14 protein-coding genes are annotated in these 14444 nt (G+C 59.9%); 5 read left to right on the forward strand and 9 right to left on the reverse strand.

The annotated features are described in order from the left end of the window. Positions 1 to 15: 15 nt before the first annotated feature. Entirely contained in the window at positions 16 to 897 is an 882-nt protein-coding gene (locus EGY12_RS16610; RefSeq protein WP_123894663.1) for an MBL fold metallo-hydrolase, read from the reverse strand. A 238-nt stretch (positions 898 to 1135) separates the two neighbouring features. Here EGY12_RS16610 and EGY12_RS16615 point away from each other — a divergent pair, with 238 nt between their 5' ends. Genes EGY12_RS16615 through EGY12_RS16625 form a run of 3 tightly spaced genes read left to right on the forward strand, consistent with a single transcriptional unit; the run spans position 1136 to position 2415 of the window. Next, positions 1136 to 1450 carry a helix-turn-helix transcriptional regulator gene (locus EGY12_RS16615; RefSeq protein ID WP_123894664.1) on the forward strand — a complete coding sequence of 105 codons (315 nt, stop codon included), beginning with the start codon at positions 1136 to 1138 and terminating at the stop codon, positions 1448 to 1450. Continuing rightward, positions 1447 to 1776, forward strand: coding sequence for an SRPBCC domain-containing protein (locus tag EGY12_RS16620; RefSeq protein WP_123894665.1), 330 nt, complete (start codon positions 1447 to 1449; stop codon positions 1774 to 1776). Before EGY12_RS16615 ends, EGY12_RS16620 begins: the two co-directional genes overlap by 4 nt. 45 nt (positions 1777 to 1821) lie before the next feature. Further along, entirely contained in the window at positions 1822 to 2415 is a 594-nt protein-coding gene (locus EGY12_RS16625) for an ATP-dependent Clp protease proteolytic subunit (RefSeq protein ID WP_123894666.1), read from the forward strand. 6 nt (positions 2416 to 2421) lie between these two features. On the opposite strand, the gene EGY12_RS16630 is transcribed toward EGY12_RS16625, so the two are convergent. From EGY12_RS16630 to EGY12_RS16655, 6 genes are read right to left on the reverse strand one after another with little or no spacing between them, the layout of a single operon-like run. Then, entirely contained in the window at positions 2422 to 3288 is an 867-nt protein-coding gene (locus EGY12_RS16630) for a hypothetical protein (protein WP_123894667.1), read from the reverse strand. 45 nt (positions 3289 to 3333) lie between these two features. Further along, the gene (locus tag EGY12_RS16635; protein WP_253722834.1) at positions 3334 to 4086 is read right to left on the reverse strand and encodes a molecular chaperone; all 753 of its coding nucleotides are present in this window, start codon (positions 4084 to 4086) and stop codon (positions 3334 to 3336) included. Continuing rightward, positions 4083 to 5408, reverse strand: coding sequence for a fimbrial protein (locus EGY12_RS16640; protein WP_123894668.1), 1326 nt, complete (start codon positions 5406 to 5408; stop codon positions 4083 to 4085). Before EGY12_RS16640 ends, EGY12_RS16635 begins: the two co-directional genes overlap by 4 nt. Positions 5409 to 5436: 28 nt before the next feature. After that, on the reverse strand, positions 5437 to 7971 hold the full coding sequence (locus EGY12_RS16645) for a fimbria/pilus outer membrane usher protein (protein ID WP_123894669.1): 2535 nt from the start codon (positions 7969 to 7971) through the stop codon (positions 5437 to 5439). A 20-nt stretch (positions 7972 to 7991) separates the two neighbouring features. Continuing rightward, positions 7992 to 8744, reverse strand: a complete 753-nt coding sequence (locus EGY12_RS16650; protein WP_253722837.1) for a molecular chaperone — start codon at positions 8742 to 8744, stop codon at positions 7992 to 7994. Positions 8745 to 8803: 59 nt separating this feature from the next. Further along, a complete protein-coding gene (locus EGY12_RS16655) occupies positions 8804 to 9337 on the reverse strand; it encodes a fimbrial protein (RefSeq protein WP_123894670.1) in 534 nt (177 codons plus the stop codon). A gap of 376 nt (positions 9338 to 9713) precedes the next feature. Between EGY12_RS16655 and EGY12_RS16660 the strand changes: the two genes are divergently transcribed. Beyond that, positions 9714 to 10397 carry a LuxR C-terminal-related transcriptional regulator gene (locus EGY12_RS16660; RefSeq protein ID WP_253722839.1) on the forward strand — a complete coding sequence of 228 codons (684 nt, stop codon included), beginning with the start codon at positions 9714 to 9716 and terminating at the stop codon, positions 10395 to 10397. Positions 10398 to 10573: 176 nt separating this feature from the next. Here the strand turns inward: EGY12_RS16660 and ychF are convergent, their stop codons facing one another. Beyond that, positions 10574 to 11665, reverse strand: a complete 1092-nt coding sequence (gene ychF, locus EGY12_RS16665; RefSeq protein WP_033633304.1) for a redox-regulated ATPase YchF — start codon at positions 11663 to 11665, stop codon at positions 10574 to 10576. A gap of 334 nt (positions 11666 to 11999) precedes the next feature. Between ychF and EGY12_RS16670 the strand changes: the two genes are divergently transcribed. Beyond that, positions 12000 to 13529 (forward strand): SulP family inorganic anion transporter, encoded by a 1530-nt coding sequence (locus EGY12_RS16670; RefSeq protein ID WP_123894671.1) that lies wholly within the window; start codon positions 12000 to 12002, stop codon positions 13527 to 13529. A gap of 37 nt (positions 13530 to 13566) precedes the next feature. Here EGY12_RS16670 and pth read toward each other — a convergent pair whose 3' ends face one another. Next, on the reverse strand, positions 13567 to 14157 hold the full coding sequence (gene pth, locus EGY12_RS16675) for an aminoacyl-tRNA hydrolase (protein ID WP_123894672.1): 591 nt from the start codon (positions 14155 to 14157) through the stop codon (positions 13567 to 13569). Between the last annotated feature and the right edge of the window lie 287 nt (positions 14158 to 14444).

The raw sequence follows: 14444 nt of genomic DNA on the forward strand, positions 1-14444 counted from the left end.
CAGGGAGCGCCAGTTTTAAAGTGTCACCTCGTCGAGATCGTTGGCAATAATGATCCGGCCCTTAAAATCCTGGCTCACCTCCTGCCGCAGTTGTTCAATCATGCCGTTATCATCGCGCGGACGGTGATGCGTGAGCACCAAGGTGCCGACATTACAGGCGGCGGCTATCTTGCCGACGGTATCGCCGCACGCCAGAGTATGGCGGGCCAGTTTGCGGAAGTGTTCGTTGGTGATTTCTTCGTTGGCCAGGTAACAGCATTGCACCAGTACGTCTGCATCCTGGGCCAATCGGCGCAGGCCCGCACAGTCCACCGTATCGCCGCTGATTGCGATCGTTTTACCCTGTGTCTCTACACGATAGCCATAACAGATCCAACGCTTGAGAAAGGCGCGCGAGACATCCAAGCCATGTCCGTGTATGACCGATTCGGCATAGACCTGCCAGTTTTCCGTTTCGGCCACCAACCCGGTCGCGACGTCGTGGACCTTGATCTCTGACCAACCGCCGTGAGTGGGTTCGCCATCGGAGCGCCATTCGATATCTTTATCATATACCTGGGTCAGCAAGGCATTCATGATGCGCCTGGTATCCGGCGGGCCGTAGAAGGTGATGGCGTGGCGGCGACCGTGTATCCAGGTGCTGAGCACTACGTCATACAGATCGCCGATATGATCGAAATGATGGTGAGTGATAAATACGTCTTTCAATGACTCCAGCGCAACCCCGGCCCGGACCATTTGCACGGTGACGCCGCGGCCGACATCAAACAGCAGTGTTTCATCACCTATCTTGACGATGGCCGCCGGCCCCGCCCGCTGCGGATCCGGACGTGGGCCACCGGTGCCTAACAGCTGTACGCTAACCGGTAATGTGGAGGTCTGTGTTTTTTCAGTCATTATCGCTCCTTGACAGTTTTTCACGAAAAGAGGGCAACGTGGCAGTGGTCGCTTGAAAATGATACAGCTGTGCTGGGGTGTCAATACCTGTATATACAAATTGGCAACATTTTAGCAACATCGAGGCGTTGCTCACTTATTGGCTTCGCGAAGGGAATGGCGAGCCGGCCTGCGCTTTTTACCGTATGCCCAACGCCAAAAACTTGCGTAATAGATAAGTGAGTACTAATGTTTTTACATGAATGAAAATGACATCTTCAAGGCGTTGGCCGATCCGACCCGCCGCACCATCTTCGACAAGCTCGCTGCCGGCAGCATGAACGCCAGCGCGTTGCGCGAAGGGCTGCCCATCAGCCAGTCGGCGATGTCGCAACACTTGGCGGTGCTGCGCAATGCCGGACTGGTGAGCGAGGCGAAGCAGGGGCGCTGCGTCAATTATCAGGTTGCCCCGGAAGGGCTGGCGCAGATCGCCCAGTGGCTGGCGAAGTACCGCGCCTACTGGCCGGCGCGCATCGACGCGCTGCAAATCTTGCTGAAGGACATGGATCAATGAACAAACGGGCTGAGCAGCAGCCGCGCGACCGGCTGGTATTGGAGTATGCGCTCGAGGCGCCGCCGGAAAAAGTGTGGCGGGCGCTCAGCATTCCCGAGCTGCGCGAGCAGTGGCTGCCGACGGGGGATCTGGCGCAGGTCGAACCGCTGGACGCTACGCCGGGCAAGGCCGTGAGCTATCGCCTGCGCGACGATCAACCGCCGTTTCTCGAAAGCGTCGTGACCCTGCAGATCCTGCCGGACGCCAGCGGCGGCAGCCTGCTGCGGATTATCCACCAGCTTGACGCCGCCAACGACGGCCCGGCGACGGTGATGCGCGCCGCCTGACGCGTTAAACGCACTTCTCTTTGTTGCTAACCCAGGAGTTCACCGATGCGTGAGAAGATGATGCTCGTCCCTATGGTGGTGGAACAGACCAGCCGGGGAGAACGTTCCTTTGACATTTATTCGCGTTTGCTGCGCGACCGGATCGTATTCCTCAACGGCGAAGTCAACGACGACGTGGCCGAGATGCTGTGCGCTCAACTGCTGTTTCTGGAGGCGGAAAACCCGGAAAAACCGATCCACCTGTACATCAACTCGCCGGGCGGGGTGATCACCAGCGGGCTGGCGATTTACGACACCATGCAGTACCTGCGTGCGCCGGTGCATACCCTGTGCATGGGCACCGCGCGTTCGATGGGTTCGTTCTTGCTGATGGCCGGCGAACCGGGGCACCGCATGGCGCTGCCCAACGCCAGCCTGCATGTGCACCAGCCGCTGGGCGGCTTTCAGGGGCAGGCCTCCGACATACTGATCCACGCCGAAGAGATGAAGCGCACCAAAGACACGGTGATCAGGCTTTACGCCAAACACTGCGGCCGGGGTTATGAGGAGGTGGAGCGGGTGTTGGATCGCGATCGTTTCATGACCGCCGACGAAGCGGCGGCCTGGGGGTTGATCGATAAGGTGCTGCGGGAGCGGTAAAACGGCTCAGGTAGGTTCGGCGGCTTGCGACGTGTGCCAAACCCGTTCAAGCCCGAATTCGACCATCGCGAAATAGAGGCTGAAATAGCGCTCTGCCATGATAAAGAACGAGCTGTTGAGTTCGATCACCACGTTATTGGTGGTGGTCAGCAGGCCCGATTTTTCCGCCGCCTGCAGGATGCGATTTACGTGCGCGCGTGAGACGGAGCACGACTTGGCGATTTTAGCCGAGGAGAGCAGCAGAAAGGGGGAGTCCTGCCGGATGCTTTCGATATGCAGCATCAGCAGTACCATGTGGCCGGCGTCCTTGCTGATAAACAGCCCGGATTGCGGCACCAGATCGATCAGGTAGATCTCCTTGAGCATCAGTTGGCCGTAGGCAGCGAAGAAGGTGGGCAGAAAGTCGGGCGCCGTCAGCAGAGCCGCGACGGGTATCTGTGGCGCCAGCGCTTGGTAGGGCCGCGCCATCGAGGCGATCAGCGCCTGGGTTTCGGCCAGTGCGTGCGGCGTGGGCTTATAGCGCAGCTGACGCTTGTCATGTTCACAGGGTTTGACCTCCAGTCGGCGGCCGACCCGTAAAAAGAACAGAAAGGAGTCCAGAGAATTCTCGCTGATCAAGTTCTTCCCTTTGAAAAAGGCTTTGATGTCTTTCAGGCCGGCGGCGGGCTGGTGGTAGTAAATGGACAGGATGGTGGAACAAATAATGAACCGGCTGTTCCTGAAGATGATTTTGTAAAACAGCGGGTGCTTCTTGTAGGTCTCTTTCAACAATTCCCCGTGCTTGACGATGGCGGTGCGAAATGCCGGTGACTGCCTGATATTGTTGGCCTGTTTCTCCAGATGGAACTGTAGCTGGAATCTGCTTAGACTCATTTTTCCCTATTTCCTGTACTTAAAAAAATGTGCTGCTTTTTATCGTTATGGAGTGGCTGTGTATGACTTGACGATCTGCTGGCCCTGGTCATTGATGAGCATGGCCCGAACGGCGATCTGAGTGGGGGGCATCGGCGCCGCAGCGGCGTCAAGGTGATAATCCCGCGTGCTGAACGGCGCGGTCATCATGTCGCTTTCTTGCCGCACCGGATAATGGCGCCCGTCGATTTTCACGGTGATGCGGGCGAAGGAGAGATAGAACGCCGAGGGGTTATGACAGCGCAGCAGATAGCCGCCCGGCGATTTTTGCAGCGTGAACGAGACGGCCGCGGCGGCGTTCTCGGCTTTTCCCTTCAGCGCCCTGGGGCGATAGAAGATTTTCATCTGCGTGTTCATCGCCAGTGTCACACGCGACGCCAGCGGCGGCATGGTCGGCTGGCTGGGGGGGATCTCATACAGATTAAGCCAGAACACCGATTCCCTGTCGGTGGGCAAATTCGCACCGGCGAACAGGATCCGCAGCCCTTTCAGCGCCGAAGGCGGCAGGGTGAACACGCTGGGCAGGGTGACGAATGGCGCGCGCGACAGTTCGGGGGCGGCGTTGACGTCGCCGTTATCGACCCAGGTTTGCGCCACGATCGGATAGCCGTTGGTGTTGAGCAGCATCAGGGTCTTTTCCGTATCGCCTTCGTGGAAAATCACCCGGGTGGCGGAGGCGATGATACCCGCCTGCACGCCTGTGGCCACCAGCGCCAGCAGCAGAGCGCACCCCATCGTCAGGTATTTCTTTTTCATCATTGCACCTTAACCCAGACGTAGGCTCTGGCGTCCACTTTGCCGGCGGTGACGGTTTGCCCGGGCAGCCGGGCGAGGGTGGCGGTGAGCTGGGTGGTGTAGTGGGTGAACCCTGCTGCGGTGCTGCCGCCGCCGCTGGCGCCGTTGAGCACCGGATACCAGCCGGCGTCGTTGCCCTGCGGACACTGCCCGGCGCTGCAGCGCGCCCAGCCGACGAAGTTCATCGGCGCGCCGTTGCCGGCGTTGGCGAGCGCGATGCCTACGCCGGTAGCGACGCTGCTGTCGGTGCCGTAACCGCTGGAGAGCAGGTAGCTCACGCCGCCGTTGGCGCTGACCAGCCCGAGCTGCTGCGCCGCAACATAGCTTTCATACGGCACCTGCAGGCCGAGGGCGGTATTGTTGCTGCTGACGCCGGACACGGCGGCGTTGTCGCATTCGATATTGATGGTGAATTGCGCCTGTGAAGTTTGCCCAGCGCTCAACTGGCTGACGGAGATGGTCGGCAGGATCACCAGCGGCGTGACGTTGCGCGCCACGCAGGTGGCGGTATAGGTCAACGAGGAGATCGGTGCGGTACCCATGCCCATCGCGTTCCAGCGCCCGGTGCCCCAGGTGGCGTAGTTGGTGGCGGAGTCGCTGCCTATAGGATCCGAGGCGATGCCGGGCCCCTGAAAGGTGACATAGCCGTTCGGCTGCGTGCAGGTATAGTTCGAATTGCCGGTGGTCGAGGCCATGCCTACCAGCGGGTTGCCGGCGCTGTAACCGCAGTAGTTGCTGGCGCCCGCGCCCGGCAGCGAGCTGATGCGGATCAGATCGGCGCGGATGGCACTGAAGTCTTTTACGCGGATCTGAATTTTGCTGCCGACGGTGGCGTAGCGGGTAATCGGTGCCGACTGCCAATAGCGGGTAAAAACCTTGCCGGAATCCAGGTGGGTCAGGCGGATGCCGACGTAAGGAAAGTAGGTGGCGTAGTAGTTGGGGTTGCCGTCCTGGGCGCCCAGATCGTAATAGCCGCCGACGCGATCGTCGCCGTTGGTGGCGAAGACTTCATAGATCTGCCCGGCATCGCCGGCGTCGCACTCATACAACACCTTGTTGGGATCCGGATAGCGCGTGCCGGCGGTGAGGTCGAACACGCTGGTGCCGAGCGGCGTGCCGACGGGCTGCAGATAAGTGCTGGTCAGATTGACCCGGCCCAGCGCCGTGCCCACCCCGCAGGGATCGCAACCGGAATCTATCGCGGGAGCCACCCGGGTGCATTGCGCCAGCGCGGTTGGCGCGGCGAACAGCGACAGGGCGGCGATCGGGTAAAAAATGCGTTTCATCGTCTCTCCTGAAAATAAGTTTAACGGGCTAGCGGCACGGGGCGCTGAGCCGTTGAATCGGACCGTCTGCCCCGGCGGGCAGACGGTAATGCAGCGTGCACTGTTGGCCGGGTGCATCGCCCCAGTTCAGCGTCAGTTCCCCGGTGCGCTTATCGCTGCGCAGATACACCTGATTGGCCTGGCCGACCATGCCCACGCTGTTGCCCGCGGCGTCGAGGACGTTGGCGCCCATCGGGATCGGCGCGTTATCGGGCCGCTGCGCGGTGATCAGCAATGCCTGGCCGCGCACGGTGTTGAAGTGCAGGCGCACCGTGGCGCCGGCATAAGGCGCCACGCGCCGCTGGCCGTCCTCCAGTTCCGCTTGGTCGTTCATGCCCTCGGGGTTCAGCGCGACGGTGTTGTAGTGATAGGGCACCAGGGACGGCGCCAGCGCGTAGCCGAAGCGATCGACGCGCGCGCCCTGACCGTCCATCACCCGTGCGCCGCTGGCGCCGGGCGCTTCGATCAGGGCGAAGGTGTCGCCGACATACGGCCCTAATGTCACGCCGCCGCGGTGCGCCACCACGGCGCCCTGCAGCGACAGTGAACCTTGTCGGTACTGGCGCGCGGTGGAGAACGAACCGGTGACGTTGGCGTAAGGCAGGCGGGTTTGCAGGTTGCCTCCCCAGATGCTTTGTTGGCGATCGTCGTCGGTGGTGAAGTTCAGGCCGTAGCTGACCGGCTGTTCGTCGCCGACGCTGCCCGACAGCGCAGCCTGATAGTTGCCGCCCTGGCCCTGGTTGTGGTTGGCCAACAGCGAGACGCTGGGGGCGGATGATGAACGCCCGAGCGGGAAGCTCAGCGACAGGGCGGTGACGGTCTGCGCGTTCTGTGCCAGCGGCGCGCTGTAGACGTTATCCAGCGGCCCATAGCCGCGGTAGTCGCCGTTGCTGTAGCCCAGGCTGCGGGTGCGGGTGACGGAGAGGTTAAGCGCCACGCCGTTGCCGAAGGTTTTTCCCCAGCCCAGCTGGAGCTGATTATCGCGGCCGCGCTGATCGCGGTAGTCCTGAGTCGAGCCGGACATCGTCAGGCTGCCGAACGCCCCCATCCCCTGATTGATGGCGACCTCGAAGCGCGAACGCTGGCGGTAGGAGTCGGACTGCCAGTTTTGGCCGGTGGTGGCGGCGCGCCGTACGCCGAGCACGTCGCTGAGATCGCGAAAGCCTTCGGTAGAGTAGCGGTAGCCGGCGATGGATAAGGTGGTGTCCGTCGGGCTGAAGGTTCGGCTGTAAGAGAGGTGCAGCATCCAGCCGGAGGCGCCGCCGTTCGGCAGGCTGGCGTGGGAATAGGTGGTGTCCATGCCGAAGGCGCCCAGCCAGCTGCTGTACACGCCGCCCAGCATCATCGCCTGATAACCGTCCGCCAGCTGGTTGCCGAGGTTGAAGGTCAGAGCGTTGGTCAGGCCGTGCTGCCAGGTCACTTCGCTGAACAGATCGTTGTCGCCGACGTAGCGGGAACGGCCGACGATCGCGGAGTAGCGCGACTGGCCGGGGCGGATGGATTCCGGCACTGCGGCGAACGGCACGGTGAAGGTGCTGACGCTGCCGTCGGCTTCCGTCACCACCACGGTGAGATCGCCGGCGTAGTTGGTGGCGTACAGATCGTTGATGGCGAACGGCCCCGGCGCGACGGTGGTTTCATACAGCGTGCTTTTGCCCTGCAGCACCGTCACGCGCGCGTTGCTTTTCGCCACGCCGCGCACCACCGGCGCATAGCCGCGCTGCGAGTCCGGCAGCATGCGGTCGTCCGAACTGAGCTGAATGCCGCGAAAGCCCAGGCCGGAGAAGAAGTGCCCGTCGGTAAAGCCTTCGCCCAACAGCATTTCGCTGCGCCAGGGCAAGATCGCGCGTTGCACGTAGCGGCGGCTGGTGTCCAGATGGCCGCCGAACTCCCGATCGTAGCGATAGCTGGACTGCTGGCGGTAGCGCCATAGCCCAAGGTTAAATCCGCCGTTCAAGTTGGCGTAGGTCGAGTCGAGATCGCGGGTTTGCCCCTGTCGGTAGCTGACGTGGTACTGGTTGAGGTTGTAATTGACAAAGGCCATCGATTCACCGCTGTCCAGGCTGGCGGGATTGACGCTGCCGCGCGGCCGGTCGTTCAACAGCGCCTGTGGAATGCTGAGATCCAGCCGCAGCTGCGAGATATCGGCGTTCACCGCGATGTCCTTGAGATCCCGGCCGGGCAGCAGACAGTTCGCTTCGGTCGCCAACGGCGGATTTTTCAGCCCGAATCGCGTCAGCTGCGGCCGATCGAAGCAGGGCAGCACCTGCTTGCCTTGGCGCACGAAGCGAATTTGATCGCGTTCGAGAAACTGGCCGTTGAGATATAAATCGATCTGATAGCTGCCGGGGGCGACGGCGTCCTGCTGGTTGAACTGGCTCAGGGCGCTGTTGTTCAGCACGCTGCCGCGCAGCAGCGCGGGATCGAAAGTGTAGCCGTCGGCGGCGGCGCAGCCCAGCGGCAGCGCCAGCAGCGCGCAACACCAGCGCGTGGGAAGCGGCGTCGCCTTGCGGACATCGAACATGAAAACCTCCCTGTCTGGCTTCAGCGCGCGACGTTCAGGGTCCGCGTAATCTCGACCCCATAATCATTGATGACGCGCAGGGCGACCTGCCGCACCTCCCCGTTCACCGGCCAACTGGCCTGCGAAAAAGGCGGGATAAGATCCGCCTGTGGGATGGCGCTGCGCTTTGCGCCGCTCAGGATCGCGGCCTGGCTGACGTTGGCATAGTAGGCAGTCGGATTGCTGACGCGCAGCGCGTTGCCGACCTGGCGCAGGCTAAGTGTATCGATGATGTGGTTGGCGTCGCCGGCCAGCCCGGCGGGGCGATAGAACACCTTTAGCCGATTGGTGACCACCAGCAGCAGTTTGTTCTTGTCGTCGTCAGTCTGGCGCACCGCGGGCACCTGCAGAAAGTTGAGGTAGAACAGCGACTCGCGATCGCGCGGCAACGGCTGGCCGACGAACGATAATCTGACCATCTGCCCACTGTGCGGAGCCATGCGGAAGATTTGTGGGGAGGCGATAAAGGGCGCATCGGCGTTTTCCGGCGTGGACTTCGGGTTATTGACGTCGAGCCAGATCTGCATCAGCGCCGGGGTGCTGTCGTCGTTGGTGAACTGCAGCGTTTTTTCCCGCGCATCGGCGGGGTAGATCACGCGGTTGCCGAGCAGCGTCACGCTGGCCGACGCGTGGGTAGCGGCAAAGCTCATCAGGCAAAGCGACAGGGCGGCCCATCGGCGGGTGGAACGGTTTTTCTGCGGCATAAACGTGAACCGATAAAGGGAGCGAGTCATTCAGCGCCGTCCGTTGACGGACGGCGCTGGCATTAACAGATATGGCGCCTGACGCCGGTTTATTTGTAGCTGATGGCGAACTGGGCGGTGGCGATCACCGAACCGGCCGCCACGCCGGTGTCTTCCGCGTAGTAGCGGGCCACCAGGTTCTGCGAGGTCGAGGTAGCGTCTTTCGCCAGCGTCATTGCCGACGTGGTGACGGTCGAACCACTGGCGAATGACAGCGGTGTGGTGGCGTCGCTGTCCAGCAGTTGAATGGACACCTTGGCCGCATCGCCCGCGTTGCCCAGATTGCCGTTGGCGGTGGGGTTGTTGCCCGCCAGAACGGTTTTGATCGCCGTATCGCTGGTCGCTGCCGCACACCCCGTCACGTTAACGGTAAAGGTGGTGTCACCGGCGGTGGCGCCTTTGGTGGCGAGTTTGCTGGCGGCGACGGTGGGCAGCAGAACGACCGGGTTGGATTGGTTGCCGTTAATATTCACCGAGCAGGTTTGTGTGCTGACTTCGCCTTTAAATTGCACCGTATTGGACGAGGCTGCCGCACAGGCGCCGGAGAGAGCCAGCATGGATAATGCGACTAATTTAATGTTCATGTGAAATACCCTTTAATTTACTTTAGAGAAAAGCTTTCCTGACAGTAATAAATTACTGACGTGCGGTTATTGAATAATCATGTTGCGCAATTGTTTTTTTAAACGGCTCGGCAAACATGGATTTTCATCCTAGCAAACTAAGAATTTTCCCTATAGGTGTTTTCAATGGACAAATAAGGTGATGGCGATGTTTGTTACATTTGTTTTCATTTTCCCTTGTATCGCGCAAAATAGAAAATAGATCTATATCATTGCGTTGCGGTTTTGTTGGGTTGCTGTATTTCTTTGTTGAAATAATTTGAAACATTTATGCCTTTTTTGCGGATGAATCAACGAGCTTGCCGCAGCGCGATAATTTGAAAGACATGTTATCAAGATGTTTTATATCGGTGTGCTGTGCAGGCGAATTACCCCAAAAAAGAGCAGCGACAATCCGCCTGAGGTATGGAAGCATGCTTTCATGCTGATAAGGGGAATTAAAGTGAGAGTGATTTATATCGACAGTTCGCCACTGTGCCGACTGGGCATGAAAACTTTATTGGGAGGGGAGGTGATAACCTTATCTTCGCCCAAGATTAGTATTATTAAAGATATAAGCCCTGCGCCTGATTTAATTATAATGGATTTCCCCCATGAGATTTACCGATTCGAAGGGTATTTAACTTTCGTTAATTATTCGCGCAGCGAATATAAAGGTGTTCGGTTACTGTTTTTCGTCGATAAGACTTCGCCGCTGATCCTGGCGTTTATTGCCGCGGCGCAGCCGGATGCGATTTTGCACAAGCGGGAAACGTTACAGGTGGTGCGAGAGACCTGTGCTACGTTGGCCTGCCGCCAGGAGACGAGCGAACGCCATGTGGTGAACCGGCATCGGGCAGCGGCGATCACGCCCGGCGAGGCGGCGGTGTTGTGTGAAACCGCCCGCACCGAAGATATCCGCCTGACCGCGCGACGGCTTAACCTGCACCCGAAAACCGTATATTCGCACCTCAATAACGCCGGCAAGAAGTTCGGCATCCGCAATCGCGTGGAGCTGCTGAAGATGATTGCGCTGCTGTAGAGCGCCGTTAGCGGGCTTGGCCGCCGGCCGGACGCGGTCGAGCGCGCGCAGCGGCGGCCCGGCCAGCTCGGACAGGTTCATAATCGGGGGAGTCTGAGGGGATAAGAACGAAAAATCCACGCCGAAGCGTGGATTTTTCCGTTTCCAGCAGCCGAGAGATACGCTGCGGGGTAAGGTTAGACGTTGAACAAGAAGTTCATCACGTCGCCGTCTTTGACGATGTAGTCTTTACCTTCGGAACGCATTTTGCCGGCTTCTTTGGCGCCTTGTTCACCCTTGTAGGTGATGAAGTCGTCATAAGAGATGGTTTGCGCGCGGATAAAGCCTTTCTCGAAGTCGGTGTGGATCTTGCCGGCCGCCTGCGGGGCGGTGGCACCGACCGGGATGGTCCAGGCGCGCACTTCTTTCACGCCGGCGGTGAAGTAGGTCTGCAGGTTCAGCAGCTCGTAACCGGCGCGGATCACGCGGTTCAGCCCCGGCTCTTCCAGGCCCAGTTCAGCCATGAACTCGTCGCGCTCTTCGTCTTCCAGCTCGGCGATGTCGGACTCCACGGCGGCGCACACCGCAACCACTACGGAGCCTTCGGCGTCGGCGATTTTACGCACGGTGTCCAGGTACGGGTTGTTCTCGAAGCCGTCTTCGTTGACGTTGGCGATGTACATGGTCGGCTTCAGCGTCAGGAAGCTCAGGTATTTGATCGCCGCTTTGTCTTCTGCGGTCAGATCCAGCGCGCGCAGCATGCCGGCGTTTTCCAGGTGCGGCAGGCATTTCTCCAGCGCTGCCAGCTCGGCTTTGGCGTCTTTGTCGCCGCCTTTGGCTTTCTTCTGCACGCGGTGGATAGCGCGCTCGCAGGTGTCCAGATCAGACAGCGCCAGCTCGGTGTTGATGACGTCGATATCTTCGGCCGGATCGACCTTGTTGTTGACGTGAATGATGTTGTCGTTCTCGAAGCAGCGCACCACGTGGCCGATGGCTTCGGTTTCGCGGATGTTGGTCAGGAACTGGTTGCCCAGGCCTTCACCCTTGGAAGCGCCTTTCACCAGGCCGGCGATGTCGACGAATTCCATGGTGGTCGGCAGAATGCGCTGCGGCTTGACGATCTCGGCCAGCTTATCCAGACGCGGATCGGGCATTGGCACCACACCGGTGTTCGGTTCAATGGTGCAGAACGGGAAGTTGGCTGCTTCGATGCCCGCTTTGGTCAACGCGTTGAACAGGGTGGATTTGCCTACGTTAGGCAGGCCGACGATACCGCATTTGAATCCCATGTTGTAATCACCTTAAATATCTTAACTATCAGCCGGTTAGGTTTAATCGACTGCATAAAGGGCAAAATAATGCCGCCATTATACACGTAATGGGCGTTTATCTCGATCAGACTTGTTTGGCCGGGGCGAGCCCAGCGCCCGCGGCCGGTTTTTATTTGAGATTTGGATCACATTGACCCATACTGGCCGTTCCGATTAACCGACAGGAAACGCGCCGGATGTATTTCTTGCCTACGCCACCCTGAGTTGTGCCCGCCTGCAGTCTGCCGCGCCTTGCGGCCCCTCCTGCCCGCTACGCGGGGAAATGATGTTATCTGTCATAAGTGAATAATGCATGTTTAACCTGAGTAACTTCAGGATCGCGGACGTTAAAAATGAAGTCCTGGCGGGCTTTGTGGTGGCGGTTTCGATGATCCCCGAGGCGGTCGGCTTTTCGCTGGTCGCCGGTCTTTCGCCGATCGTCGGTTTGCATACCGCGTTTATTATCGGCCTGGTCACGGCGCTGTTCGGCGGTAAGCCGGGCATGGTTTCCGGCGCCGCAGGTTCCATCGTGGTGGTGCTGATGAGTCTGGCGGCGCAGTACGGCATGGGCTACGTGTTGTGGGCCACGCTGTTTGCCGGGGGGATCCAACTCCTGATCGGCGTCTTCCGGCTGGGCAAATTCATTCGTCTGGTGCCGCTGCCGGCGATCCATGGCTTCGTCAACGGTCTGGCGATCGTCATCATGCTGGCGCAGCTGAAGATGATCGCCGGGCAGGGACCGCTGATGTACGGCTTGGTAGCGCTGGCGATTGCGGTGGTGGTGCTGTTCCCGCGCCTGACCAAAGCCATTCCGTCTTCGCTGGCGGCGCTGCTGGTGGTCTCGGCGTTGGCGATCGGCCTCAATCTGCACACGCTGCGGGTAGGCGATTTGGCGGATATTTCCGGCGCGCTGCCGCATTTTAGCCTGCCGACGGCGCCGTTTACCCTGGAGATGGTGCGGGTGGTGTTGCCCTATGCGGTGGTGATCGCCTTGGTCGGCTTGATTGAATCGCTGCTGACCATGACGGTGCTGGATGAAATGGGCGGCAAGAAGGGTAACGGTAATCGCGAAAGCATCGCGCAGGGCGCCGGTAACGCGGTATGCGGCCTGTTCGGCTGTTTCGCCGGCTGCGCGATGATCGGCCAGTCGATCATCAACTTCACCTCGGGCGGACGCGGGCGCATCTCCGGCACGGTGGGCGCCATCCTGCTGATTCTGTTCGTGGTCAGCCTGTCGCGCTATATCGGCCTGCTGCCGGTGGCGGCGTTGGCTGGGGTGATGCTGGTGGTGTGTTACAACACCTTCGAGTGGAGCTCGCTGCGCCGTTTGCGCCGCATGCCGAAGGCGGACGCACTGGTGATGGTCGTGGTCACGCTGATCACTATCTTTACCGATCTGGCGGTGGCGGTGATCAGTGGGGTCATTATCTCGGCGCTGGTGTTCGCCTGGCAGCAGGCGCGTATCCGCGTGCGCCAGCGCCAGGTGACGGGCGAGGTGGCGGTGTATCAGCTCGATGGCCCGCTGTTCTTCGGCTCAGCCGCCGCTTTCGCCGAGCTGTTCGACCCGCAGAGCGATCCGCAGAACGTGGTGCTGGACTTTGCCGGCACCCGGGTGATGGATTCCAGCGGCGTAGAGGCTATAGATAAGCTGACGGCACGTTACCTGGCGGCGGGAAAAAGCATTCGGCTGCGCCACCTGAGCGGCGACTGCGTGCGTTTGCTTAAGCGCGCCGGGCCGTTCTGCAGCCATGAGCTGGACGATCCGCAGTATTACGTGGCGGAAGAGGGGTTCACCGCCGATGATCGCAGCGTGGGCGAAGAAACCTTCAACCCGCGCGGCTAAAAGCAGGCAGCGGGCAGGGCGCCCGCTGCGGCAAGATTCAGGCCTGTGCCTTGAAGCTGTGCAGGCGCTGAACGGTTTTTTCCAGCCCGTCCTTCATCAGCATCTCGGTGCAGCGCAGCGACTCGTCGATCGCTTCGTCAATCATCTTCTGCTCGCTGGCCGGTGGTTTGCCGAGCACGAAGCCTACCACCTTGTTCTTGTCACCCGGATGGCCGATGCCGATGCGCAGACGGTAGAAGTTCGGATTGTTGCCGAACTTGTTCTGGATGTCTTTCAGGCCATTATGGCCGCCGTTGCCGCCGCCGAGCTTGATTTTGGCCACGCCTGGCGGCAGATCCAGCTCGTCGTGCGCTACCAGGATCTCGTTCGGTTCGATGCGGTAGAAGTTGGCCATCGCCAGCACCGCTTTACCGCTCAGGTTCATGAAGGTGGTCGGCACCAGCAGGCGCACATCGTTACCTACCAGGTTCAAACGGGCGGTGTAGCCGAAGAATTTGCTCTCTTCTTTCAACTGTTGATTGTGGCGCTGGGCCAGCAGGTCGACGTACCAGGCGCCGGCGTTGTGGCGTGTCTGGGCGTATTCCGCACCCGGGTTGGCCAAGCCGACTATCAATTTAATACTGCTCACTGGGAGATTCGCTATGATCAGGGTAATGGAAAGGGTCTTAGTCTACCTGTCGGGGCGGCGAATGACAAAATCCGATCTCTGCTGTCGCCCTCGGAAAGAAAGACGAATGATTCATTAGATGAATAATTCAATTTGTCCGCTAATTTTCAGCGGCGTGTTAAGAAGTGTCAATAATTCTTTACCATTTGTGATCGCCTCCGCAATCCCCTTGCCGCGGCAAGGGCTATACTTAACTTATCAAAGTGGGTTAACAAGTTGCAGCGTTATCCCGGTTGGCACATGGCAAT

Origin of the sequence: Serratia sp. FDAARGOS_506, assembly GCF_003812745.1 — a bacterium.
Classification (GTDB): domain Bacteria; phylum Pseudomonadota; class Gammaproteobacteria; order Enterobacterales; family Enterobacteriaceae; genus Serratia.